The sequence below is a fragment of the Bacillus sp. ATD genome, assembly GCF_050585765.1.
GTDB classification, from domain to species: Bacteria; Bacillota; Bacilli; order Bacillales; family Bacillaceae; genus Bacillus; species Bacillus stercoris.
Genome location: NZ_JBOBQH010000011.1, coordinates 75,715 through 97,646, shown reverse-complemented (window position 1 = coordinate 97,646; position 21,932 = coordinate 75,715). Strand labels below are relative to the sequence as shown.

At 45.8% G+C, this 21,932-nt stretch carries 24 protein-coding genes; 10 read left to right on the top strand and 14 right to left on the bottom strand.

All coding sequences use genetic code 11. The annotated features are described in order from the left end of the window. Positions 1–5: 5 nt before the first annotated feature. Both ACQXR1_RS19805 and ACQXR1_RS19800 read right to left on the bottom strand, forming a co-directional pair. Entirely contained in the window at positions 6–524 is a 519-nt protein-coding gene (locus ACQXR1_RS19805) for an SH3 domain-containing protein (protein WP_430772740.1), read from the bottom strand. Between the two features lie 117 nt (positions 525–641). Further along, positions 642–911: a YfhJ family protein gene (locus tag ACQXR1_RS19800; protein WP_014663267.1), complete on the bottom strand. Its 270-nt coding sequence runs from the start codon at positions 909–911 to the stop codon at positions 642–644. Between the two features lie 124 nt (positions 912–1,035). Between ACQXR1_RS19800 and ACQXR1_RS19795 the strand changes: the two genes are divergently transcribed. Further along, positions 1,036–1,188 carry a small, acid-soluble spore protein K gene (locus tag ACQXR1_RS19795; RefSeq protein WP_003223241.1) on the top strand — a complete coding sequence of 51 codons (153 nt, stop codon included), beginning with the start codon at positions 1,036–1,038 and terminating at the stop codon, positions 1,186–1,188. Positions 1,189–1,219: 31 nt separating this feature from the next. Here ACQXR1_RS19795 and ACQXR1_RS19790 read toward each other — a convergent pair whose 3' ends face one another. From ACQXR1_RS19790 to recX, 3 genes are all read right to left on the bottom strand, one after another. After that, positions 1,220–2,413: an MFS transporter gene (locus ACQXR1_RS19790; RefSeq protein WP_083428088.1), complete on the bottom strand. Its 1,194-nt coding sequence runs from the start codon at positions 2,411–2,413 to the stop codon at positions 1,220–1,222. A 144-nt stretch (positions 2,414–2,557) separates the two neighbouring features. Beyond that, positions 2,558–2,872 carry a YfhH family protein gene (locus ACQXR1_RS19785; protein WP_430772739.1) on the bottom strand — a complete coding sequence of 105 codons (315 nt, stop codon included), beginning with the start codon at positions 2,870–2,872 and terminating at the stop codon, positions 2,558–2,560. Positions 2,873–2,880: 8 nt separating this feature from the next. Beyond that, on the bottom strand, positions 2,881–3,672 hold the full coding sequence (gene recX / locus ACQXR1_RS19780; RefSeq protein ID WP_069149210.1) for a recombination regulator RecX: 792 nt from the start codon (positions 3,670–3,672) through the stop codon (positions 2,881–2,883). A gap of 88 nt (positions 3,673–3,760) precedes the next feature. On the opposite strand from recX, the gene ACQXR1_RS19775 reads away from it, so the two are divergent. From ACQXR1_RS19775 to ACQXR1_RS19765, 3 genes are all read left to right on the top strand, one after another. Then, positions 3,761–4,672 carry a TIGR01777 family oxidoreductase gene (locus ACQXR1_RS19775; RefSeq protein WP_069839945.1) on the top strand — a complete coding sequence of 304 codons (912 nt, stop codon included), beginning with the start codon at positions 3,761–3,763 and terminating at the stop codon, positions 4,670–4,672. Between the two features lie 54 nt (positions 4,673–4,726). After that, entirely contained in the window at positions 4,727–4,837 is a 111-nt protein-coding gene (locus ACQXR1_RS19770) for a YfhE family protein (protein ID WP_003223230.1), read from the top strand. A gap of 66 nt (positions 4,838–4,903) precedes the next feature. Then, a complete protein-coding gene (locus ACQXR1_RS19765) occupies positions 4,904–5,095 on the top strand; it encodes a YfhD family protein (protein WP_071579203.1) in 192 nt (63 codons plus the stop codon). A 51-nt stretch (positions 5,096–5,146) separates the two neighbouring features. Here the strand turns inward: ACQXR1_RS19765 and ACQXR1_RS19760 are convergent, their stop codons facing one another. The 4 genes from ACQXR1_RS19760 to ACQXR1_RS19745 form a co-directional block, all read right to left on the bottom strand. After that, complete coding sequence (locus tag ACQXR1_RS19760) at positions 5,147–5,731, bottom strand: nitroreductase family protein (RefSeq protein WP_014663261.1); 585 nt, start codon at positions 5,729–5,731, stop codon at positions 5,147–5,149. Between the two features lie 87 nt (positions 5,732–5,818). After that, positions 5,819–6,700, bottom strand: a complete 882-nt coding sequence (locus tag ACQXR1_RS19755; protein WP_430772738.1) for a PhzF family phenazine biosynthesis isomerase — start codon at positions 6,698–6,700, stop codon at positions 5,819–5,821. Positions 6,701–6,814: 114 nt separating this feature from the next. Then, positions 6,815–7,846 (bottom strand): FecCD family ABC transporter permease, encoded by a 1,032-nt coding sequence (locus tag ACQXR1_RS19750; protein WP_430772737.1) that lies wholly within the window; start codon positions 7,844–7,846, stop codon positions 6,815–6,817. Next, the gene (locus ACQXR1_RS19745; RefSeq protein WP_430772736.1) at positions 7,843–8,844 is read right to left on the bottom strand and encodes a FecCD family ABC transporter permease; all 1,002 of its coding nucleotides are present in this window, start codon (positions 8,842–8,844) and stop codon (positions 7,843–7,845) included. Before ACQXR1_RS19745 ends, ACQXR1_RS19750 begins: the two co-directional genes overlap by 4 nt. A gap of 128 nt (positions 8,845–8,972) precedes the next feature. Here ACQXR1_RS19745 and ACQXR1_RS19740 point away from each other — a divergent pair, with 128 nt between their 5' ends. After that, complete coding sequence (locus ACQXR1_RS19740; RefSeq protein ID WP_014663257.1) at positions 8,973–9,950, top strand: ABC transporter substrate-binding protein; 978 nt, start codon at positions 8,973–8,975, stop codon at positions 9,948–9,950. Between the two features lie 17 nt (positions 9,951–9,967). On the opposite strand, the gene mprF is transcribed toward ACQXR1_RS19740, so the two are convergent. Then, positions 9,968–12,538 carry a bifunctional lysylphosphatidylglycerol flippase/synthetase MprF gene (mprF, locus tag ACQXR1_RS19735; RefSeq protein WP_430772735.1) on the bottom strand — a complete coding sequence of 857 codons (2,571 nt, stop codon included), beginning with the start codon at positions 12,536–12,538 and terminating at the stop codon, positions 9,968–9,970. Positions 12,539–12,709: 171 nt separating this feature from the next. On the opposite strand from mprF, the gene ACQXR1_RS19730 reads away from it, so the two are divergent. After that, positions 12,710–13,192 carry a MarR family transcriptional regulator gene (locus ACQXR1_RS19730; protein ID WP_014663255.1) on the top strand — a complete coding sequence of 161 codons (483 nt, stop codon included), beginning with the start codon at positions 12,710–12,712 and terminating at the stop codon, positions 13,190–13,192. Positions 13,193–13,303: 111 nt separating this feature from the next. Beyond that, positions 13,304–14,860: an MFS transporter gene (locus tag ACQXR1_RS19725; protein ID WP_306647477.1), complete on the top strand. Its 1,557-nt coding sequence runs from the start codon at positions 13,304–13,306 to the stop codon at positions 14,858–14,860. Here ACQXR1_RS19725 and bstA read toward each other — a convergent pair. Next, positions 14,857–15,393 carry a bacillithiol transferase BstA gene (gene bstA, locus ACQXR1_RS19720; protein ID WP_014663253.1) on the bottom strand — a complete coding sequence of 179 codons (537 nt, stop codon included), beginning with the start codon at positions 15,391–15,393 and terminating at the stop codon, positions 14,857–14,859. The two genes, ACQXR1_RS19725 and bstA, sit on opposite strands and share 4 nt — an antisense overlap. A 123-nt stretch (positions 15,394–15,516) precedes the next feature. Here bstA and ACQXR1_RS19715 point away from each other — a divergent pair, with 123 nt between their 5' ends. After that, positions 15,517–16,770: an MFS transporter gene (locus ACQXR1_RS19715; protein WP_430772734.1), complete on the top strand. Its 1,254-nt coding sequence runs from the start codon at positions 15,517–15,519 to the stop codon at positions 16,768–16,770. Continuing rightward, positions 16,736–17,353: a TetR/AcrR family transcriptional regulator gene (locus ACQXR1_RS19710; RefSeq protein WP_040083693.1), complete on the top strand. Its 618-nt coding sequence runs from the start codon at positions 16,736–16,738 to the stop codon at positions 17,351–17,353. The genes ACQXR1_RS19715 and ACQXR1_RS19710 overlap by 35 nt, the downstream gene beginning before the upstream one ends. A gap of 73 nt (positions 17,354–17,426) precedes the next feature. Here ACQXR1_RS19710 and ACQXR1_RS19705 read toward each other — a convergent pair whose 3' ends face one another. After that, positions 17,427–18,476, bottom strand: a complete 1,050-nt coding sequence (locus ACQXR1_RS19705) for an acyltransferase family protein (RefSeq protein ID WP_430772733.1) — start codon at positions 18,474–18,476, stop codon at positions 17,427–17,429. 459 nt (positions 18,477–18,935) lie between these two features. On the opposite strand from ACQXR1_RS19705, the gene padR reads away from it, so the two are divergent. Beyond that, positions 18,936–19,484: a transcriptional regulator PadR gene (gene padR / locus ACQXR1_RS19700; protein WP_069149200.1), complete on the top strand. Its 549-nt coding sequence runs from the start codon at positions 18,936–18,938 to the stop codon at positions 19,482–19,484. Positions 19,485–19,559: 75 nt separating this feature from the next. On the opposite strand, the gene lnrN is transcribed toward padR, so the two are convergent. Together lnrN and ACQXR1_RS19690 are read right to left on the bottom strand one after the other, a co-directional pair. After that, entirely contained in the window at positions 19,560–20,717 is a 1,158-nt protein-coding gene (gene lnrN / locus ACQXR1_RS19695) for a linearmycin resistance permease LnrN (protein WP_430772732.1), read from the bottom strand. A 14-nt stretch (positions 20,718–20,731) separates the two neighbouring features. Beyond that, a complete protein-coding gene (locus ACQXR1_RS19690) occupies positions 20,732–21,922 on the bottom strand; it encodes an ABC transporter permease (protein ID WP_430772731.1) in 1,191 nt (396 codons plus the stop codon). Positions 21,923–21,932 lie beyond the last annotated feature (10 nt).

The following is a 21,932-nucleotide window of genomic DNA, read 5'->3' as shown; positions in this document are numbered from 1 at the left end:
GCCTTTTATCGCATTTGTAAATCCTTTGTGTGAATATAGCCTATAACACCGCCATAATCCACGAACGCCCAAGTGAAGTCAAATCCTCCGTTTTCACTAAATCCCCACCCGAGTATTGTCACCTTTGTTCCAGATGAGAGCTGCTTAGCTTTTCCGTTTTCGGGCGTCGGTGTATAGAAGGCTGTCTGTTTCGTTGTTTTCGCTTGGCTTGCGGTTTTCATTAAAAAGTGAGTTGAAATATATGCTTTTTTTCCTTTGAAATGAATTTGAGCCCAATCGGCATTTACGAACCCATCGACTGTTACCTTTTGTTCTGATGATACAGTGCCGAGAATATCACCTTTATGATTTGGCTCAGTCCGGACATTCAGTTTTCCTGCTTTTATGATGTAAGTATCGGATGATGGCATGCTGACAGATATGTCGTGAAGGGGCGCAGCTTTTGCTGCGGGAGCGGAGTAAAATGCTGTCAAGCCCATTCCTATGGCAGCTGTTAAAGCGAGCATTACTTGTTTCTTTTTCATTTAAAGCTCCTCCTCGCATTTGACAAGATATAAGTGGTATTCCCTGATTGACAGGCTGGCGAAACATGTTTCATGTGAAAAAAATGAAAAAACCTGCCGGTCGTTAATGGCAGGTTTTTAATGCAAAAGGCCTCTGCTTTGATGTAAGTAATCATTCACATCGTTACGGGAGCTTTGAAAAAGGTGGAGCTGGCCTCCATAGTTTTCGATCCATTGTGTGACGATTTTTTCAGTCATTTTTTCACCCTGATAGGCGTGTCCGGCTTTTGCATAGGTTGCTTCGAAATCGCTCCATAGCAATTCCACCCATGTTTTCGCCTGTATATAGCTGATCATATCGTTCTTTTCCAGAAGCAGATTCGTCAGTTTCTCAATGTACATATTCATGTGTGCAGTCTCCTTTCTTCAGGAAAAAAATAACGCTTTATTACGTGGTGTTCTCCATATACTAACCTTACGTCTTCATCTGGAAAGACGCAACTTTTTGATCTCGAACCTAGGGGGATATGACATGGTCCGGAATAAAGAAAAAGGATTTCCTTACGAAAACGAAAACAAATTTCAGGGTGAACCGAGAGCAAAGGACGACTATGCTTCAAAGCGTGCTGATGGATCGATTAATCAGCATCCTCAAGAAAGAATGAGAGCCTCTGGCAAACGGTAAAGAAGAACAGCTGCATACACTGCAGCTGTTTTTACCCTTTATTGACTTGATATTCGTAGACGCTCTTCTTTTCTGATAAGTGTGCGAAGGTAGAAAGCACAAGTCCGCATGCGGTCATAAGCGCGCCGCCTGCAAACAGCCAGGAATAAGAGCCAGTTCCGCTTAAAATCATTCCGCCGATCCATGCACCAAGGGCATTGGCAAGGTTAAATGCTGATACGCTGACAGCTGCGGCAATGGTTGTGCCGCCCTCAGATGATGAAATGACCTTTGTTTGCAGCAGAGGCGGCGTGCCGAATGCGCATGCCCCGAATAGGAACGTGGCCACAATGGCTGCAGCCGGGTAAATGGCGATGTACGGAAATACAGCCAGAACACCGATTAAACCGATCATTACGCCGATCATCGTCCGAGTCAGCAGAGGCAGCGGCACTTTTCCCGCAAAGAAATTCCCTGCAACGCCTCCCAAACCATACGCAAAGAGAGCGCCTGTAATGCCAACCGTGCTGAATCCGGCTGAATGTCTCAAGATCGGTTCTATAAAGGTGTAGGCGATAAAGACACCTGAATAGCCTAAAATGGTAATCGCGAAGGAAAACAGCACTTGTTTGTGCTTAAAAACCCCCCACTCATTCATAAGCATGGGGATCACTTTTGGTTTTCTGTTTGGCACGGCAGCCATAAGGCCTAAAAATCCGATGACTCCAAGTGCCGTAATGATGGAAAACACCGCTCTCCAATTCAGGACATCTCCGAGATAGGAACCGAATGGAACACCAAGCATTAGAGCTACTGTCAGTCCGCCGTTCATTGAAGCAGCGGCTGCAGCGCGCTTTTCCGGCGGAACCATTTCACTGGCGAAGACCATGGCAATCGCGAAGAATGCGCCGTGAATGGACGCAGATAAAATTCTTGAGACGGCCAGTACCGCAAAATTCGGTGCCAGTGCGCTCATCAGGTTTGAAAGGATAAAAATCGCCATCAGCCCAAGAAGCACAGGCTTTCTCGGGAGCTTGACAGAAATGATGGTGACGAGCGGTCCTGTCAAACAGACGCTAGCCGCGTAAGCCGTGACAAGAAGCCCTGCAGATGAAACCTGTATATGAAAGTCATTGGCAATCGACGTCAAAATACCCATCACCGCGTATTCTGTATAGCCGATTGAAAATGTACAAATCATAAGAACAAATATAATAAATTTTACAGATGGGTTTTTGATACTCAACGTCATCGCCTCCTTTGATATTAAAAAACAACGAGTTCCATACTAAAAGATTTTTAAAGTGAATTCAATGATTTTTTCTTTAAGACCTCGTGTAAATGTGCTGCACAAAAAAAAGAGGCTGATGATCAGCCTCCCTGTTACGCTTTATTCTTTTTCTTTCAAAACTGAGATTGGCAGCGCGTCCTCTTGCTGAGGAGAAGAGGTTCTGTATCCCCATGCGAAAACGCCATTTAAATAACTGATGGTAAACTCGTCCTCAGTGTCTTCAACACGGTACGTTTCTCCCGGTGAGTAATCTTCCGGGTTCAGCAAATATGCTTTTGCCATCGTAATTTTCCGTTCGAGCACTGCCAGTTCGTTTATAATTCCATGCTGTTCGGCTTTTCTTGCTTTTTCAGAAAGTAATGCGATTTCGGTATTGAGTTCGTGCGGTGTCATTTGACTGTATCGTTTCTCCATTTTTTCAGCTACTCCTCTTCGTGCAGAAATTGTTCGATTAAATCGAGTGAGAATCCTTTGCGGAATAAAAATTGTTTGACCTTCATGGCGCTTTCATAGGAGCCGTCATAGCGGTATTTTCTAAGCGCTTTTTCTGCTTGAATGCGCAGCGCTTCTTTCTCTGTGTCTTCATCATTTTCATATTCAATCTGCTCTAGCGCCGCATTGATGACATCAAATGAGAAGCCTTTGCGCTGAAGCTGCATCTGGGCGCGCTGTTTGAGTTCTTTTGTCGAAAGCTTTTTATCTTTTTTGAGAAGCTTTTCAACATGCTTGACCGCTTCTCTTGTCTGATCTTCAAAGGAAAAAGAACTTAGCGCCTCCTTAATTGTATCGTCATCAATTCCCTTCGCTCTCAGCTCTCTGAACAAAACATCAGGTCCTTTTCCGTTTGTTTTTTTGTGGGTGCTGACATAGGCTGCGGCAAATTCCTGGTCGTTTAAGTATTTGTAATCGTTGAGCTTATGGATGACCTCCGCAATGACGGGTGGCGAGGTTTCTTTTTTCTTCAAGTGGTCCTCGACCTCTTTCGTTGACCGCATTCGATAGGATAAAAATTCAAGCGCGCGGTTGAAGCCTTTCTTCACTTCATCGCCGTATTGAATCTCAATGATGTCAAGATCATCAAGTTCTTTTCCCTTCTTGAGCTCATATTTCACGAGCACATCCGCGTCCACGCTGAAGGCGTATTTATCATCCAGAAAAATATTGAAGCGTTCCGTATTCTTTTTTTGCGCTGATATTTTTGTAATAAACGGCATCTTAATCTCCCTTCTCAGGCCTGAAACGTGTTTCCTTTTATTAAAATGAGGTAAAGTATATTTATTAGAACGATGAGGAGAGATGTTGATGAATATCGCAATGACGGGCGGAACCGGTTTTCTCGGCCGGCATCTGACAGGCGTTCTTACCCGCCAGGGGCACCATGTTTATATTTTATCAAGAAACGCACGGGAAACTGAACAAAAAAATATGACATATGTCCAATGGCTGACGGAAGGAGCCGCCCCGGAGCAGGAACTTCCTCATATTGATGTCTGGATAAACCTTGCGGGAAAATCGATTTTTGGCCGCTGGACAGAAAAAACGAAGCAGGACATTCTCTCCAGCCGTATCAATGCGACGCGTGAAGTGCAGCGGCTTATTCGTAAACAGAAGGAGAAGCCGAAGACATTGATCCAAGCCAGTGCTGTGGGTATTTACGGCACAAGCCTTGAGAAAACCTTTACAGAGGATTCTGCAACGTCAGATGAGGATTTTCTCAGCCATACTGCGCACCTGTGGGAAAAGGAAGGACAGAATATTGAGGCGATGGGCATCAGGACGGTTTATGCGAGATTTGGCGTGATGCTTGGAGAAAAAGGCGCTCTACCGCTTATCGTTCTCCCCTATAAGTTTCTGGCCGGCGGAACGATCGGAACCGGCAGACAATGGCTGTCATGGATACATGTCGAAGACGCGGCCCAGATGATCCGATATGCGGTGGAAAACGCCGGCATCTCTGGCCCAATGAATGTCACCGCGCCCAATCCTGTGGAAATGAAACAATTCGGCAAAACGATTGCACGGGTGAAGCACCGCCCGCACTGGCTCCCCGTCCCGGAATTCTTTTTATCAAAAGCGTTGGGTGAGATGAGCCTTTTGATTGTGAAAGGTCAGCGCGCTCTTCCTAAAAAAGCGATCACCTCTGGATTTCGTTTTACATATTCGGATCTTGCCTTCGCACTCTTACAGCTGATAACGGACCGAAAGACTGTATAAAAACAGCAGGAAGCGTCAACCTTAAGAATAACATGGTTGAAGGAGGTCCTTTTTATGGAAAAAAAGAGGGAGAAGCACCAGCAAGGCGCCAACCTGAAGAAAATGCAGGAAGTTCTTTATTCAGGCGAATTTAAAAAAGCGGAAAAAGCTGCTAAGCGGAAGTAGGAATACATAGCCCCTTAAAACCAAATACTATCTTTGTTTGATATCACTTTTTAGGGGGAATTTGATATGGGCAGAAATCATATCCACAAAAACCGTGATAAAAACAAACAAAAGCTTCCACAAGTTCCCGATGCATTAAAAAGGGAAACTGACGGCGTTTACGAAGAATATTCAACAGAGCTTGCTGATGCAAATGACCGCGAAGCGCAAGAGCGTGCGAAAGCAGCCGACAACAGAGCGAAAAAGAAATCTCGTTAATAAAAAACCCTTGTCTCCGGGGACTGACCCCCGTTTGAGACAAGGGGTTTTTTACATTTCAGTGAACCGGTCGCGGATCGGTGTGCGTTTTTTCACTTCCGGCGACTCATCAGGATAACCCGTTTGTATGATGGCGGCGAATCGTTCATTATCCTGTAAACCAAAGGCCTGATGGACTTCTTTGTCGTATAGGATTTTTCCGCTTTTCCAAACCATGCCGATTCCTTTTTCCCAAGCAAGAAGCTGAAGGTTTTGAATCAATGAGCTTGTTGCCGCAAAATCGTCGTCTCGCGCTCTTTCGTTTTCATCTTCCTGAAATACGACGAGCAGAAAACCCGGAACGCGCCCAAGTGTATTTTTGAAATTTTGAAGCTTTTCCTCTGTCATATCCGGCTTGGATTTCTTAGAGAACGCTGCAAATGTATTGATGAGGTTCGCTTTACCTGTCTCACTGGAAACGTAAATAAATCTCCATGGCTCTGTTACTCTGTGATTTGGCGCATATTTTGCCGTTTCAAGCATGTCAAGAATGACTTCTGCAGGTACTGGCCCTTGTTTAAACTTTCGAATCGATCTTCTGCTGCGTATGATGTCCCGCAGTTCTGAGTGCTGATGTATTTGTTCGGTTTGAGGCATACCGTTTCACCTTCCTATCCAATTGAAAATGATTATCATTTCATAATGATAACGGAAAGTGCATCTTGTTGTAAACCATCATCCGTATTAGATGTTAAAAACACGCGTTTCTGAGTAAACGGCCGTTCCTGTCATCTTCACTTTCACATGGCCGTCCGCTTCGTTCATTTCGATTTCGACTTTTCCGTCCTTTCCGATTTCCTGCCCTTGTTCAATGATAAATTTATGCTGCTCGGCATTGCCATAATGTTTCATATAAGCCCCCATCACGCCTGACGCTGTGCCGGTCACTGGGTCTTCAATTGTTCCCGAATACGGGGATGAAAAGTGGCGTCCGTGCAGGTCGCTGTCAGGATGAACGGTTTCAAAGGTAAACGGATGAACTGAAGCTTTTGGCAGATCAACTAACACTTCCGGAAATTGTTTGTTATCTGGCACCATCTTTTTAGAAGCCTCTAATGATTTAAGCGGTACGATGGCTGTCCATATGCCAGTGCTGCCAAACACAATCGGAAGGTCTTCATGAAAATCCTCTTCGGTGATTCCCAGTGCGTTCGCAAGTTTTCCCCGATCGCCTGTAAATGATTTGAATTGCGGAGAGGCCTGTTCAAGCGTGATATGAATACGGCTATCTTTTTCAGAAATCTTCACAGGCAGGATACCCGCTTTCGTTTGGATGCTGTACGTTTTACCGCTCTCCAGCATTCCTTTCTCACATAATGCGTAAAGAGAAGCAACTGTAGCATGACCGCACAAATTCATTTCGTGTCCAGGGGTAAAGTAACGGAGTTCAAGATCGGCCGACTCGCTTTTTCGGATAAAGGAGGTTTCTGAATACCCGGCACGCTCGGCTATGATCTGCATCTCGTTTTCAGTAAAATCGTCTCCCTGCAATACGACGCCTGCGGGGTTTCCTTTTCCGGGACTGCTTGTAAATGCTTCATATTTTAATACCTCTGCTTCTTTCATTCATCTGCCGCCCTTTCTTTATCAATGTCTCTGTCAGTATAGCAAAAATAATTACGAATCTTCAGTTATTAATAAAAAAACCCATTTTCTTCTTCAAGAAAATGGGCGTAACGATCAAGAGTTTCTTGTTTTATAGAGCAAATAAATAAAATAAGGGGCGCCGATAGCCGCTGTAAAGACGCCGGCTGGCACTTCCACCGGAGCAAATAAGGTTCTGCCGACGATATCAGCTGTTAAGACGAGCAGAGCCCCAATAAGTGCCGACGCCGGGAGCAGCGCGCCATAAGATGAGCCGACAAGCCGTCTTGCAATATGGGGCGCCATCAGCCCGACAAAACCGATTGTGCCGGCAACTGAAACTGCACAACCAGTAAGAGCCGTACTCAAAAGGAGCAAGAAAAAACGATTTCGCTGCACAGCGCTTCCTGCACCCGCCGCAATATCTTCACCCAGCACCTGTATATTCATATTTTTTAGCGCGACAAAACAAATGAATAAGAGAATGACAGATAAGATAATAGCTATTTTTACATGCCCCCAGTTTGACCCATAAACTGACCCAGTGATATACACATTGGCTTGTGATGCTCGGTAAATCGGGCCTTTGATCATCAGCAGGGTAGTCATCGCCTGCGCCGACATTGAAAATCCGATTCCGATAAGCACCAGCCGAAATGTGGAGGCGCCATTTTTGTATGCCAGTAAATAGACGATGAGCCCGACAGCCGATGCGCCGATAAATGCGGCTGCTGGAAGCCATGACAGACTGATCGTAAGTGAACTGCTGCGGTCTGAGAAGAACATCATTAAAAGTACGACAGCTACTGCCGCTCCTCCCGTTATTCCGATAATATCCGGAGATGCGAGAGGGTTTCTGACGAGTCCCTGCAATATCGCGCCTGCCGCTGCCAAACAAACGCCGGCGCATAAAGCCGTCAAAATTCTTGGCATGCGGAACGACATGATCATCAGTTCATCCAGCTTGGAACCTGCGCCAAAGAATGTTTTTGCTACATTCCAGGGAGGAATAAACCTTTGTCCAAGACCGGCGCTTATGATGAGGACAGCAGCTGTTAATCCCAGTAAAACCAAAAAGACGATCCACGCTTTCTTTTCAGCCGCAGTAACGCCAAAACGAAGTTTCATAGCTTCGCCCCCCTTCTTGCGATGTACACAAACACAGGCATTCCGATGATGGCGGTCATGACCCCGACAGGAACTTCCTGAGGCATAATGATATATCGCGCACCAATGTCCGCGGAAACAAGCAGAATGGCACCCAAAACAGCGGAAAACGGCAGAACCCAGCGATAATCATTACCGACGACGAATCGGGCAAAGTGCGGAATAATGATCCCGATAAAGGAAATCGGCCCGGCAATGGCGACAGCAGATCCTGCTAGCAAGACAACACAAAGCGCCATCACGAATTTCAGCAGGCCCGTTTTTTGGCCGAGTCCTTTTGCCACATCTTCTCCCATCACAAGGAGATTTATTTTTTGGCCAAGAAAAAAACAGATTACCAGCGCTGCCGCTGCATATGGAAACATCGTCATCAGCAGATCCAGACTCCTGCCCTGCACAGAGCCAGTCAGCCAAAATAGCACCTGGGCAAGCTCAAGTTCGTTGACAGACAGCAAGCCTTGCGTCAGAGAAGAAAACATGGCTGCCATGGCAGCGCCCGCCAGCGTCAATTTGATTGGTGTCAGCCCTTCTCTCCCAAGCGAGCCTGCTGCGTAGACGATCGCAGCGGTAAATGCTGCCCCGAGAAACGAGCTCCATACTAGTGCCTGAGGTGATTGAATATGCAGAAAAAACGATCCGGCCACAATAAAAAAGCCGGCACCGGCGTTTATTCCGAAAATTCCCGGTGACGCAAGCGGATTTTTTGTGAGCGCCTGCATGAGTGCTCCCGCGGCTGCAAGCGAAGCGCCGACGACTGTGGCAACCAAAGCACGCGGAAGCCTGACGTCCTTGATGATGACATGCTCATTTGTACCGTTGAAGGAATGAAACGCTTGATAGACCTGTCCCCATGACGTACCTGTATAACCGTACACAACACTTGCGCAGACAGCTGCCAGTAAAATGAAAATCAGACATAATAACGTAATCCATTTTGAAGATGCCTTTTTGCAGATCATGATCTCATTCTCCCAGATTTACTATGTATTGTTTGTTTTTGAGAATAATCCTCAATTAGGGATTGACACTCTCACCACTGCTTATTATGATCTAAATGATAATGAATTTCAATATCGGGAGGAAAAAGATGAAAAAGCATATCAGCATGCTATTCGTATTTTTAATGACCCTTGTCGTACTTTCTGCCTGTAATAGTTCAGAAAGTTCAAGCAACAGCGAGGAGTCAAACAGCAAAACCAGAACGGTTAAACATGCAATGGGAACATCAGACAACATTCCCGCAAATCCAAAACGGATTGTTGTTTTAACAAACGAAGGCACAGAGGCGCTCTTAGCGCTTGGCATCAAGCCGGTTGGCGCCGTGAAGTCATGGAAGGGCGACCCGTGGTATGACTATCTGAAGGATGACATGAAAGGTGTTCAAAACGTCGGCCTTGAAACAGAACCGAATGTAGAAGCCATCGCAGAATTAAAGCCTGATTTGATTATTGGAAACAAAGTGCGCCAGGAAAAAATTTATGATCAGCTAAATGCGATTGCACCGACTGTTTTTGCTGAATCCTTGGCCGGGAATTGGAAGGATAACCTGACTTTATATGCCAACGCGGTGAACAAGGCGGACAAAGGCAAGAAAGCCATTGCCGATTTTGATAAACGCGCTGCCGATTTAAAAGAAAAGCTTGGCGACCAGACCAACAAAACAGTTTCTGTCGTACGCTTTTTATCCGGTGAATCAAGAATCTATTATACTGATTCATTCTCAGGAATTATTTTAGACCAGCTTGGCTTCAAACGCCCTGAAAAACAAGTAGAACTGTTCAAGAAGCAAAAGGACCAATTTACGTTCTCAACAGACAGTAAAGAGTCCATTCCTGATATGGATGCCGATGTGCTGTTTTATTTCACATATAAAGCCGATAATGCAAAGGAAAATGAAAAATGGGCCAATCAGTGGACAAGCAGTTCATTATGGAAAAACCTAAAGGCCGTGAAGTCTGGTAACGCACATGAAGTCGACGACGTCGTGTGGACAACCGCAGGCGGAATTAAAGCCGCAAACTACCTGCTTGATGATATTGAAACCTATTTCTTAAAAACGAAATAAAAAAAGACTCCGTCTTGTTAGACGGAGTCTTTTTTGCTTTTGCCAATCAGACGTGTAACGAGGAACATGGTGACAGAAAGAGATCTGTTTTTCCGATACGCCAGGTATTTCCCGCGCCACTCCGGTTTGTACTTTTCTTTAAAGGCCCTTAGGCCGCTGAAGCTGTACATGTATCTGACATTGTTAAAAATGACAGCAGCAAACCTTTCTGACCAGAAGGATGTAAAGGCAGTGCCGACATTGGACAAGGGTGCCATTCCCATATTAAATGACGTGCAGCCCTCTTCCTTTGCCCATAAAAACATGCGGATGAACAATGCGTCCATAATGCCATTTGGAGCGTCGCCGCGATAGCGCATCAGATCAACCGATATCTCTCCTTCCTGGTACATCGGCATGACATTTGCGAATACAACGATCTCTCCTTCTGCATTTTTCATATAGGCGATCGGCGCTTTCTGTAAATAGGCAGGATCAAAAAATCCGAGCGAGAATCCCTTCTCTTTTTTCGAACCTAGCCATTCGTCTGAGATTTGTTTCAGCTCCTCCAGAAACGCATCAGAAAATGGGGGATGATCCACATGGAAAGTATACTCCTCCCGCTCAAAGCGGTTATTGATTGCCCGAAGGCCGGCTTTTTTCTTCCCAGTCAAGGTAAATGTATGTAAATCTACATATGCTTCCTCGCCCAATTTAAAGAAGTTGTAGCCAAAATCGTGATACAGCGCCATGTCCTCTCGTTCAATTTGATAGAACAAAACACTGAATCCCTTCTGATGCGCTTCGTTCAGAAACTCTTCCAGCACGAGCGGGAATGAATCTCTTTGGCCAGACGGGTCGCCGAGCACGACCAGCCTTCTGGCGATTTTCCCAAACAGAAGCAGTGCATTCCCGTCACTTGAAAAATAAAACCGCTTATCTCCAAGAAAGCCGAGATGGCTCAGCGCGTTGCCGCCTTTTTCATTGAGAAACGCAGCAAGACGCTCAGGGTCAGCTTTCTCTCCGATCGGTCGCGTTCTCTTATGATAGACCACTGTAAATATAAAGAAGAACAGCGGCACAATGATGATCGCCATGATGGTTGCATGTGTAATATGCGAGGTGCTGTGGACGAAATATTCATGACGCAGCACCTTCTTCATCCTATCCCAAATAAAGCCCGCAATCAGATTGTAGTTAAAGAGTGCCACAGTAAACAGCGCTACAGCGAAAATCAATTGTCCCAGTGTATAAGATGCCTGTTCGCGGACAAATTGTTTTTTCAATAGCACAAGCAATACGATAATCATCGGCAGTATGAATATCGCACTGATGTTAAGTCCTTTTAAAAAGCTGAACACAAACCCGCCGACAAGTGCTGTAATGGCCATCGTATAGGAGCGTTTTGTCCGTTTATAAAGCTCGATCGGCAATATCAGCAGAATGAGCGCTGAGCTTAAGGACAGACCGTTAAACAGCAAAAGAGCCGGGCGCGGAATGTGCGGTATAACCGTCAGCCTGTCAATCGGCAAGGAAACTGAGGCCAGGATAATCAGGCCTGCTACGAACACAATAAGCGAAAGCGAGCCTTGCAAAATTCTCACTAATACCGCACGCTGAACAACAAGCAGAACGTTTGTCGTCTCAATTGCCGGTGCGATGCGCGGATTCGTTTCGAGCCGTTTCATTGTATTTTCCGTCAGGTCGCCTGCGGCAAAGAATAGTCCCAAAATGAATGGGATAAATGAATAGGCGAGCCTGTACAACACAATAGAAGTAACGATGGCCTCCTGATGATAGCCAAGCTGCTCCATGCCCAGCAAAAACAAAAGGTCAAACGAACCAAAGCCGCCCGGCACGAGGCTGATCATCCCGCCGATCGCCGCAATGACGAACACTCCGAACACATACGTGATATCAGCATGAACGCCCATAGCGAACAAAGCAAAATAGATGACGATCCCGGCCATGAGCCATTCAACAACGGAAGCTCCAATATATGCGAAAATCGGATTTTTCACTTTATCCGCATTTTCTTCGTCCCCAGCTTTGCGGTCATTTATTTTGGACACTGCCAAGGATAGCGGCAATATCAGCGCAAAACCGATAACGACCGCCCACAGCCAAGGCTTTTCATGAATGACTTCATCCACCGGCAGCACTCGTGCAACGACAAAAATGCTGAAAACAGATAATCCGAGCAGCATAGATGATGTGAGCCAGGCGATTCCTTTCACGAGAGCCTTATGGTCTTTCGTATGCTCCTTATAAAACATCATTCTTAACCCGACTCCGGCTAAACCGCCGAATCCCAGCACATTATTAAATGAATTGGCGATCCAGGAAACCCTGAATACTTTTCCGTTTGTGATCGATAGGCGCAGTGAGTATTTCAGGACGTAATCATACAGAGACATGGCCGCTACAGCCAGCAAGCCGACAAACACAAGTATGAATAAGTCTGTTCGTTCCAGCCCGTTGATGACCATGAGCGTACGTTTAAATGACAGATTTGTCAGTTCTTTTTTCGATTGATAAATAACAAATAGCAAAACAGCAATAGGAAAAACGATTTTTAATATTGATAAAGCATTCTTTTTAATCAGCAATGGTCTCTCCAATCATATTCTAGTTCGAATCTCTCCCCCAATAATCTCCAACTCATTATACACTACCGTTATTTCTCGGACAAAGTCCCGCTTGCAGTTTCTGCTCACTTTCTTTCAGGAGTAGAAATCGAGTAATATGATAAGAGGAGTGAATGATGAGGAAGTGATGAAATGGAATATAATTTACATGATACAACGGTACTAAACGAAAACATTCTTTCATCGGAGGAGCGGGAAATATGGGTGCTCTATATGAAAGTCTTAACTTCTGCCGGGCTCGGTGATGTGTCCGAATGGATGAAGCTGGATATGAGCATGCCGCAAATGAAAGTGCTGATGCTATTAAACAACCATGGAACACTGAAAGTGAGTGACATCGCTGAAAAAATGGGGGCTTCCCTGTCTAATACAACAGGGCTGCTTGACCGGCTTGAAAAATCAGGATTTGTCAAACGCTCACATTCTGAAGAGGACCGCCGCTCAGTGGTTGTTCAGTTGACAGAAAATGCGAAAAATATTTTCCGGGGTTTGTATGAAAAAGGCCACCTGAAATTGAAGCGTTCATTGGAGCTGCTGTCCCCTGAAGAAAAGCAGGCTGTTTCCGAAGGGCTGTCTATCCTTTCAAGAGCATTAGAGAAAGCGAAAAAAGAATAAATCTGCAAGTCTGTCATCCGCAAACTGCGGAAACAGGCTTTTTTTATTTGACATTTAGTTCATTTAAAATGAATAATATATTTCGAGTGAACTAAAGAGGAGTTGATGAATATGTCTGAAGCATTAACAAAGCAGAAAAGCCAAAAGTGGGCAATCAGCCTGTTTACGATTGGCGTGTTTATGGCTGCTTTAGATAACGGAATTATTTCTGCTGCTTTAACAACGATAAACGAGTCGTTTGCCGTTTCTCCTTCCTGGGGATCATGGGGCATCACCCTTTATACGCTCGGTCTTAGCGTCAGTGTGCCAATCGTCGGAAAGCTTTCCGACCGCTACGGCAGAAAAAAACTCTTTCTCATTGAGGTTTGCCTGTTCGGACTTGGTTCTTTGCTTGTGGCTTTGAGCCAAAGCTTCCCGCTCTTTCTAATTTCGCGGCTGATTCAGGCGCTTGGCGGCGGCGGGATTTTCATCATCGGAAGCTCGCACATTCTCGCTACGCTTCCAAAGGAAAAACAGGGGAAGGCGCTTGGGCTGCTTGGCGCAATGAACGGCATGGCCGCTGTGCTCGGGCCCAATATCGGAAGCTTTCTGCTTGATTGGACCGGGTCTTGGCATTGGCTGTTTTTGATTAATTTGCCGATTGCCGTGCTATTGGTTGTTTTCGGCGCATGTTTTATTGCGGAAACAAAAGCGCCTGAGGCTAAACGCCTCGATACGGCTGGCATCTTTCTTCTGTCCCTGTCGATTTTAGCCGTGATGTACGGCATGACGAACCTTGACGGGGCAAATCTCTTAAACAGCTTGGGACATCCGGAGGTTTATGGATGTATTATTTTTGGCATTCTTTGTTTTGCAGCGCTTATCACGTATGAAAAGAGAGTTGAAATGCGCGGGGGCGATCCGATTTTAGCGTATTCTCTGCTACGGAACAACATGTTTCAGCGCACGCTTATCATCGGTTTGTTATCCGGGGGACTCTTGGCGGCAGTCATTTTTATCCCGTCATATGTCGAGCAGTATTTAGGAGTCCCTGCCGCAAAAGCAGGCTATTGGATGACACCTCTTGCGTTGGCTTCCGGAATCGGCGCTTGGCTTGGCGGAGCGCTTACCGACAAAAAAGGTCCTGTAAAAACCGTTATTCTTTCGGGAATCATCTCATGTGCGGGGTTTGCTTTATTTCCGCTTTGGGTGACAGAAAAATGGGAGTTTATGATCGCAAGTGTGGTGGCTGGGATCGGTTTTGGCTTTCTCTTAGGGGCTCCGCTGAACGTCCTTTTATCAGAGGCGGCTAAAACAAATAAGGGCACAGCGCTTGGCACGCTTTCATTAGTAAGACAAATTGGACTGACCTTGGCGCCTACTCTTTACGCAGGTTTTATCACAGCCGGGTTCGACCAAATCGGTGATGAAATCAAGAGCCGCTTATCGGACAGCGGACATTCAGAAAAGGCGATGCAGATGATTCCGGAGATCGACAGTTCTGATGTTTCTACTTTACAAGATCAAATTGAACGCATTCCCGTTCCTGAAATCAAAGCCGCGATAAGCGACGCCATTCATGCTAGTGTCGCCAGCGGCTATGACCATTTATATGCAGCGGCTGCTGTGATCTCACTGCTGGTGATTGCCGCTATCAGTATTCCAGCTTTCCGCCGGCAAAAGCGTTAAGACCACCCCATCCGTTTGGAAAGCTCTGTAATATGAGCGATATGGTGATGTGAGTGCCAGACATACAGGCCGAGCGCGTTCTCCAGGGTAATAACCTCCTTTGTATCAGGGTGATAAAACCCGCGCTGAAATTGCTGATCCGTCAGAGTGCGGAGCAGAGCCGTCCATCTTCCGTGAAGCTCCTGCAAAAGGGCGAGTGAACCGCTCGGATCTGCCGTTTTCGAGTCTTTTAACTCCGACCATGCTTTTTCATCATACGGACGGATAGCCGGCGTCTCTTCCGTCAAGCTTAATTTAAAACGAATATAGCTGTTCATATGACTGTCAGCCAGATGATGAACAACTTGCCGAACGGTCCATCCACCGTCCCGGTACGGTGTGTCAAGCTGGCTGTCCGTCATGCCTTCTACGGCTTGCTTCAGTTGGGCAGGCACTTTTTCAAGGGCTTGTATCCATTCATCTTTTTGCTCCTTCGATATGGATTCCCTCGGCTTGTATTCTCCTATTGGGTAGCTTAGGTTGTCTGTTGTCATGCATGTTCCCCCTTCTTTTCACTCTTCTCCTTTATTTTACAAGAAAAAGATTGTGTCTTGCGTCTTTTTCCCATACAATAAAAACGACACTAGTGTCATTTTTATTATTTAGGAGGATGAATCATGGAAAAACCGTTGTTTCGCACTCAAAAAGGGCTGATGACACTGTTAGCCTCACAAACCATTTCTTCACTTGGAGACTGGCTTCACATTTTGGCCGTGCTAACGTTAGCCGCTTTTCAGCTGGATGCTTCACCATTAGATATGTCGTTTTTAATGATGTCATTTGCTTTGCCTGTCATTGTACTTGGACCTGTATCGGGCCTACTCGCCGACCGTTTTGACAGAAAAACGATTATGTTTCTGTCTGAAATCGGCCGTGCCCTCACCGTTATCAGCTGCGTTTATGTCAGTGAGCTTTGGCAGCTTTACGTATTGCTATGCGTTCAGAGCTGTTTTTCTTCACTTTTTTCACCTGCTAAAAACGGAAAGCTTAAGGAATTGGCGCCGGAAGCACACCTCCAGCAGGCTGTTTCCGTCAGCAGCATCATTGATAACAGTTCAAAAATCTTCGGCCCTGCCCTCGGCGGCACGCTGATCGCTGCTTTCTCGATACATTCTGTTTTTTATATAAACGCCGGCGCCTTCTTTCTTTCCGCTGTCATTTTGTTTTTCCTCCCCAGAGATGCTTTTTTACAAAAAGCCAATACACCTCAAGAAAAAACATCAGCACTTACCTCTATCAAGGAAGGCCTTCAGTTTTTGAAACGGATGCCGCTGCTTTTAACAGGCTTACTCACAGCTTGTGTCGTTCTCTTTGTTTTGCAGATTGGTGATTCCCAAGCGATTATTCTTATCCGCTCTTTTTCAGGAGCTCCGCCCGAGCTTGCAGGCTGGTGCATGGCCGTAAGCGGCGCCGGCATGCTCCTTACGGCGGTCATTGCCGGCAGACGGCAGATCACTTCTTATTTGCTTTATTTCTCAACTGGAACCCTTCTTCTTGGAATAGCGACTGGAGGTGTGCCATTTCTAACCGGTATGGGCATTGCCGGCATGGCTCTTTTTATATTTGCTTTTTTCATCATGGGGGCGGCTTTCGGCCTCGTCCATATTCCATTTCAAATTCTCGTGCAAACAACAGTGCCTGTCGATTACAGCGGCAGGGTGTTCGGCGCCATTCAAAGCGCGACAACCCTCGCCTCCATCCTCGGCATGGCGGGCGGGGGCGTACTGGCGGAATGGATAGGTGTTTCACTTGCTTTTCTTGTCTGTGGCTGCTTGCTGATCATGATTGGGTTGATTACACTTGTAGGTAAGAAAGTTTCAGAAAGCAGGCGATATCTTGTCACCGAAAGTAACAAAGGAGCACAAGGATAAACGGCAGGCAGAGATTTTAGAGGCTGCCAAAACGGTTTTTAAACGAAAAGGATTCGAATTAACGACAATGAAGGACGTTGTGGAAGAATCAGGTTTCAGCCGAGGCGGTGTCTATCTTTATTTTTCAAGCACTGAGGAGATGTTTCGCCGCATTATTGAAACAGGGCTGGATGAAGGACTCCGAAAGCTTGATAAATCAGCTGAACACCAAAGTGTTTGGGCCGCCATTTCAATCTATTTGGACGAACTGACTGAGGGTCTGCGAGATGTCGCAGATACGCTGGCGCCGGTGCAATTTGAATATTTAGTGACAGCTTGGCGGAATGAAGAGCGACGGCAGTACTTGGAGAAGCGGTATGATCTTTTTGTGGAAAGGTTTTCAAAGCTATTGCAAAAAGGGATCGATCAGGGAGAGTTTCAGCCGGTTCAGCCTCTTGCGACTATCGCCAAGTTTTTCCTCAATATGAATGACGGCATCATTCAAAACGCCCTGTATTTCGATGAAGAAAAGGCTGATGTATCTGGACTTGCTGAGTCTGCAAAACTATATTTAAAAACAGTTCTGCAAGCGGATGAGAAATAAAAACAAGCGGCAGGAGCCCCCTGCCGCTTGTTTTTTACCCTGCGTGATCACGCACTTCGACTGTTACCTTCTTCTATTTTGGCTGATAAACCTTCCCCACAAATAAATACCCGTATTTGAACTTATTCAGCGCCCACGAGGTCAGAATCGGCCCGGCTGTACACACGGCAAACAGCAGGAAAACAGCCGGTACGGCGGGAATTTCGGGCATATTCAAAAGCAACACGTAGCCTATCATCATAAAATAGGCATGGAGCAGATAAATCGAAAAGGAATAGTTACTGATAAACATCATGATTTTCGGCACATGCTTCATTTTAGAAAACAAGTGAAAGCACAGGAAAATCATGCTTGTTGAATACAGCATGATATCAGGCCGCTTCGAGCTGATCATGCCGATTTCGCCGACATAAGAAACAGTGACAACCAGCGCACCAGAAGCAATTGCGCAACCGTATACGACCCAGCGGTATTGGTTCAGCAGCGCTAAGAAACGCTTGTACTCTTTTCCGCAATAGTAGGCTAGACAAAAGTAGAAAAGCCAGCCTGCGAACGGAACCCAGAAGAACGGAAATGACCCGCCCTCTTCAGAAGCAGGAGCCGGGCTGACTGCCGAGAAAAAGCTTAAATAAGCGGCTGTCACCACAAATGAGATAGACAGCACCCATTTCGGAGATGCTTTTTTCAAATACTCATGAAACATCATATGCAGAATGTAAAACTGAAAGATGACGAGAATGAAGTACCCGATAAAGTTTCCTAGGAATACATTCGCCAGATACTTTTGCACAAACGCGAGAAAGGTTATCTCTCCCCCCATCGCACTGGTCATCAGCAGGGCATCAATGGCCGCGATAAATAAAAAAGGAACAAAAATCACTTTTCCCCGCTTCTTTAAAAAACCGTCCGGCACTCCGTCAGGATAAGAACGGGCCAGTAAAAATTCAGAGATGAAAATAAAAGCGGGCGTGCTGAACATCAGGAGAGTACGGAAAGAATCAACAGTGTGAGAAATATCTGCAAGAGCTTCTGCCTGAAGCATCAGGACCATTGAAATGATATGGAGCAGGACGACACTTAAGCACGAAATGCAGCGGATCATAAAAATTTCTTTAATTTGCATGACAGCGCTCCTTTTATTTCAATTTGACAGAAATCGATGGTTGTACCTTAACATGTCTGTTCTGTTTGAAAAAGTGCCTGATGTCATATAGTGACGTATGCATGATAGACTAAGGTCATAAGACCCTATGGCTTTCTCAGACGAAAAAATCCGCTGTAACGGTGACAGCAGGTTGTTTTATGGAGATATAGATATTGCGGCTCATATTATGAGAGGATTCCTCATTATACATAAAAAAACAATATCGTTTATATTTTTCTAAAATTAAATGTAAATCTCTTTTATATCATCGATGGAGATGAATCGGATACGTCTGACATACCTTTTATTTTCATTACCCAATTGGCCCGGTTGTGTTCCCTTCCTCCCTTTTCTATAATAAGAGGAATAGGCAGTTAGAATCACAGTCGAGCACCGGCTCATCTGTTTTGCGAAACAGCCATAGACACGGAGGATAGCATGAGAGTATTAAAATACGCCATATTAGGGCTTTTGCGAAAAGGCGAATTGAGTGGATACGACATTACGAGTTATTTTAAAGAGGAGCTTGGCCAATTTTGGAGCGCCAAGCATAGCCAGATTTATCCTGAGCTCAAAAAGCTGACGGATGAAGGATTTATCACGTTCCGGACAACGATTCAGGGCACAAAGCTGGAGAAAAAGATGTACACCCTGACAGACAGCGGAAAGCAGGAACTGCATGACTGGCTGATCCGCCATCAGCCGATACCGGAGACGGTGAAGGATGAATTTATGCTGAAGGCATACTTTATTTCTTCTCTATCACGGCAGGAGGCTTCAGAATTGTTTACAGACCAGCTTCTAAAACGCAAGGCCAAGCTGTCTGACCTGCAGGAAAGCTATGAAAAGCTTATGGCTTCAGCAGAGCCGATGTCGTTTTCTTCACCGGACTTCGGCCACTACCTCGTGCTGACGAAAGCGCTGGAGAGAGAGAAAAATTACGTTTCTTGGCTGGAATCGATTTTAGCTATGATCGATAAGGATTAACCGGGAGCGTCCTTTACGTAATGCATGGGTTTGCCCACATAAAAAAATCATCTGTCTCTCGGACAGATGATTTTTTTAAGCTCGGAGCGCTTTCAGCCCCGCTGCGAAAGTGATCGCCGCAAATGCAAGCAAAATGCCGCAGATCCCGAGAATATCTGTGACGCGGGCACCGTTAGCGATAATCTCAGTCAGCCCGCTCATTGCCCACTTTTGGGGAAGAAATTCAGCGATGGATTGCATAAATTTTGGTTCAATGTCGATCGGCCAATACATCCCGCTCACCATACACGTTGCAATGACGAACAAGTTGCCAAACGCGAGCTGCTGTTCTGGCGTTCTGACATTGGCCGCAATTATCAATCCAATGCCGACAACGGTCAGCAGAAAAAGCGAGACCAACACCATAACCGCAGCCGGATTCCCCCAGTTGATGCCAAACAGCCAATGGGTTGCAAGAAGCAAAATGCCAAATTGAATCCAGCCAATGACAAAGAAGGACAGCACATATCCAGCACCGATTTCCACTCGGCTGACAGAGGCTGTAAGCAATCTGGACCAGACGCCGTTTTTTCTTGCTTCTAAAATGGTTCCAGCCGCTCCCATCATGGTCAGCATGACAAACAGGATGGAAAAGCCTGCTGCTCTGGAAGCTGTGTCACTCGCTTCCGCACCCTCTTTTTTATCGCTGAGCGTCTGTCGTTTTGCAGCCGGAGCTGAATCTTCATGTTTTTTGGCGAAAACTGTTTTATACGCCGCCTTCCAGCTCTCTCCCGCTGTCTGAGCTGCCGTTTTCGCCGCGGTAACCTGAATATTGAGCGTTGCCAATGTGCTTTCTGCATATTGTTTGACCATCGGCGCTTCCGACAGCTCGGGGCCGTGACGGAAAATCAGCTCAGGATGTTTGCCTTTTTCCAGCTGTGTCTGGAACGTGTGGGAAATGACGATGATCCCGACAATTTTCTTTTGTTTCAGCTTATCTGACGCTTTGTTTTCAGACATGCTTTCGAATGTATACATATTATCATGCGCCTTCAGCTGCCGAGTATAATGCTGTGAGAGAATCGTGTCGTCCTGATCAACGATTGCAAGCCGCACTTTATCATCATTTCCGCTGAGCATGCTCCCAAATACAAAGGTAAGCAAAAGCGGGGCAGCAAACATGATTAAATAGTTCTGCGGCTTCTTAAAAATAAGAGAAAGCTCAATGCCGCAAATGGCTATGATTTTTTTCACCCTGGTGTACCTCCTTATCTTGTATGAAGCCGTCTGATACCAATTACAAGTGAGCAAAGCCCAATCCCCGCAAAAAGAAGCACAGGCTTTTGAAGGTCAGCCCAGCCTCCCCCTTCCATTAAAGAAAGAAAGCCGTCAAGCGCCCAGCGATTTGGCACAGCTTTAGATACAGTTTGCAAGACATCCGGAAATTGGTACAGCGGCAGCATGGACCCGCCGAGAACTGCAAGCAATTGAATACCGAAGCCGCCGATCGCATCCGCAGATTTCATATCGCTGAGGAAAGACGCAAGCAGCATTGAAATGCCGGATACAGCAGCGGCGTAAGAAAGCCCGAGAACACTCACAAACAGCAGATTGCCGCCCCAGTCCACACCAAAAACATTGATTGTGACGATCAGAAATATGAAAAATTGTATGATGGCAAACAGATATGTCCCAAGCCATTTTCCGAAGAGAATGACAGATTTTTGCGCGGGCGTCATCAGCATTCTGGCAAGCGTCTCAGTATCCTTTTCCTGTAAAAATGATTTCGCCCCGACAGTCATATGAAACAGCATAAACATGCAAAGCATTGCAGCCGAATAGTATTGAAAACTGGTAACTGCCTTGCTGCCAACAGATTTTTCCGCAATAGTAAGCTTGTCACCCGTTTCTCTTTCAAGCGTCTTTGTCAGCTTTTCCGCAAACTGTGCAGGATCAAGTTTTCCTTGTTTGACAGCTGCCGTTTTGCTGACGTAATCCATTGAAGCTGACGCGGCTTCTTTTACCGCTTTATATTGGTCTATAAAAGAGCTGGCAGCGGTTTCGATGATGGAACTTTTTAATGTTTGATCAGGAGCGGCATAAACAACAGCTGATGTTTTGCCGGATTCCCAATGTTTCGGAATGACAATACCTACATCGATTTTCTTTTCATCAAGCAGTTTCTTCATCTTGTCTTCGCTGTTTGCTTGTGTGGCCTTTATCGATTTCATTTTTTTGAGCACATCTTTTGTAAACATGTTCGCTGCATCTGACTGATCTGGTTGAACGTAGCCGACTTTGATCTCATCAATCCCGCTGCCTCCGTCAACAACTGATCCGAGCGCCGCTCCTAAAATACAGGTTAGGATCAGCGGCATTAGGATAAGCATCATAAACCCTTTTCTGTCCGTGATTCTGATTTTGACATCTTTCCATGCGATCCATATGCTTTTTTTCATAGCCGTCCCC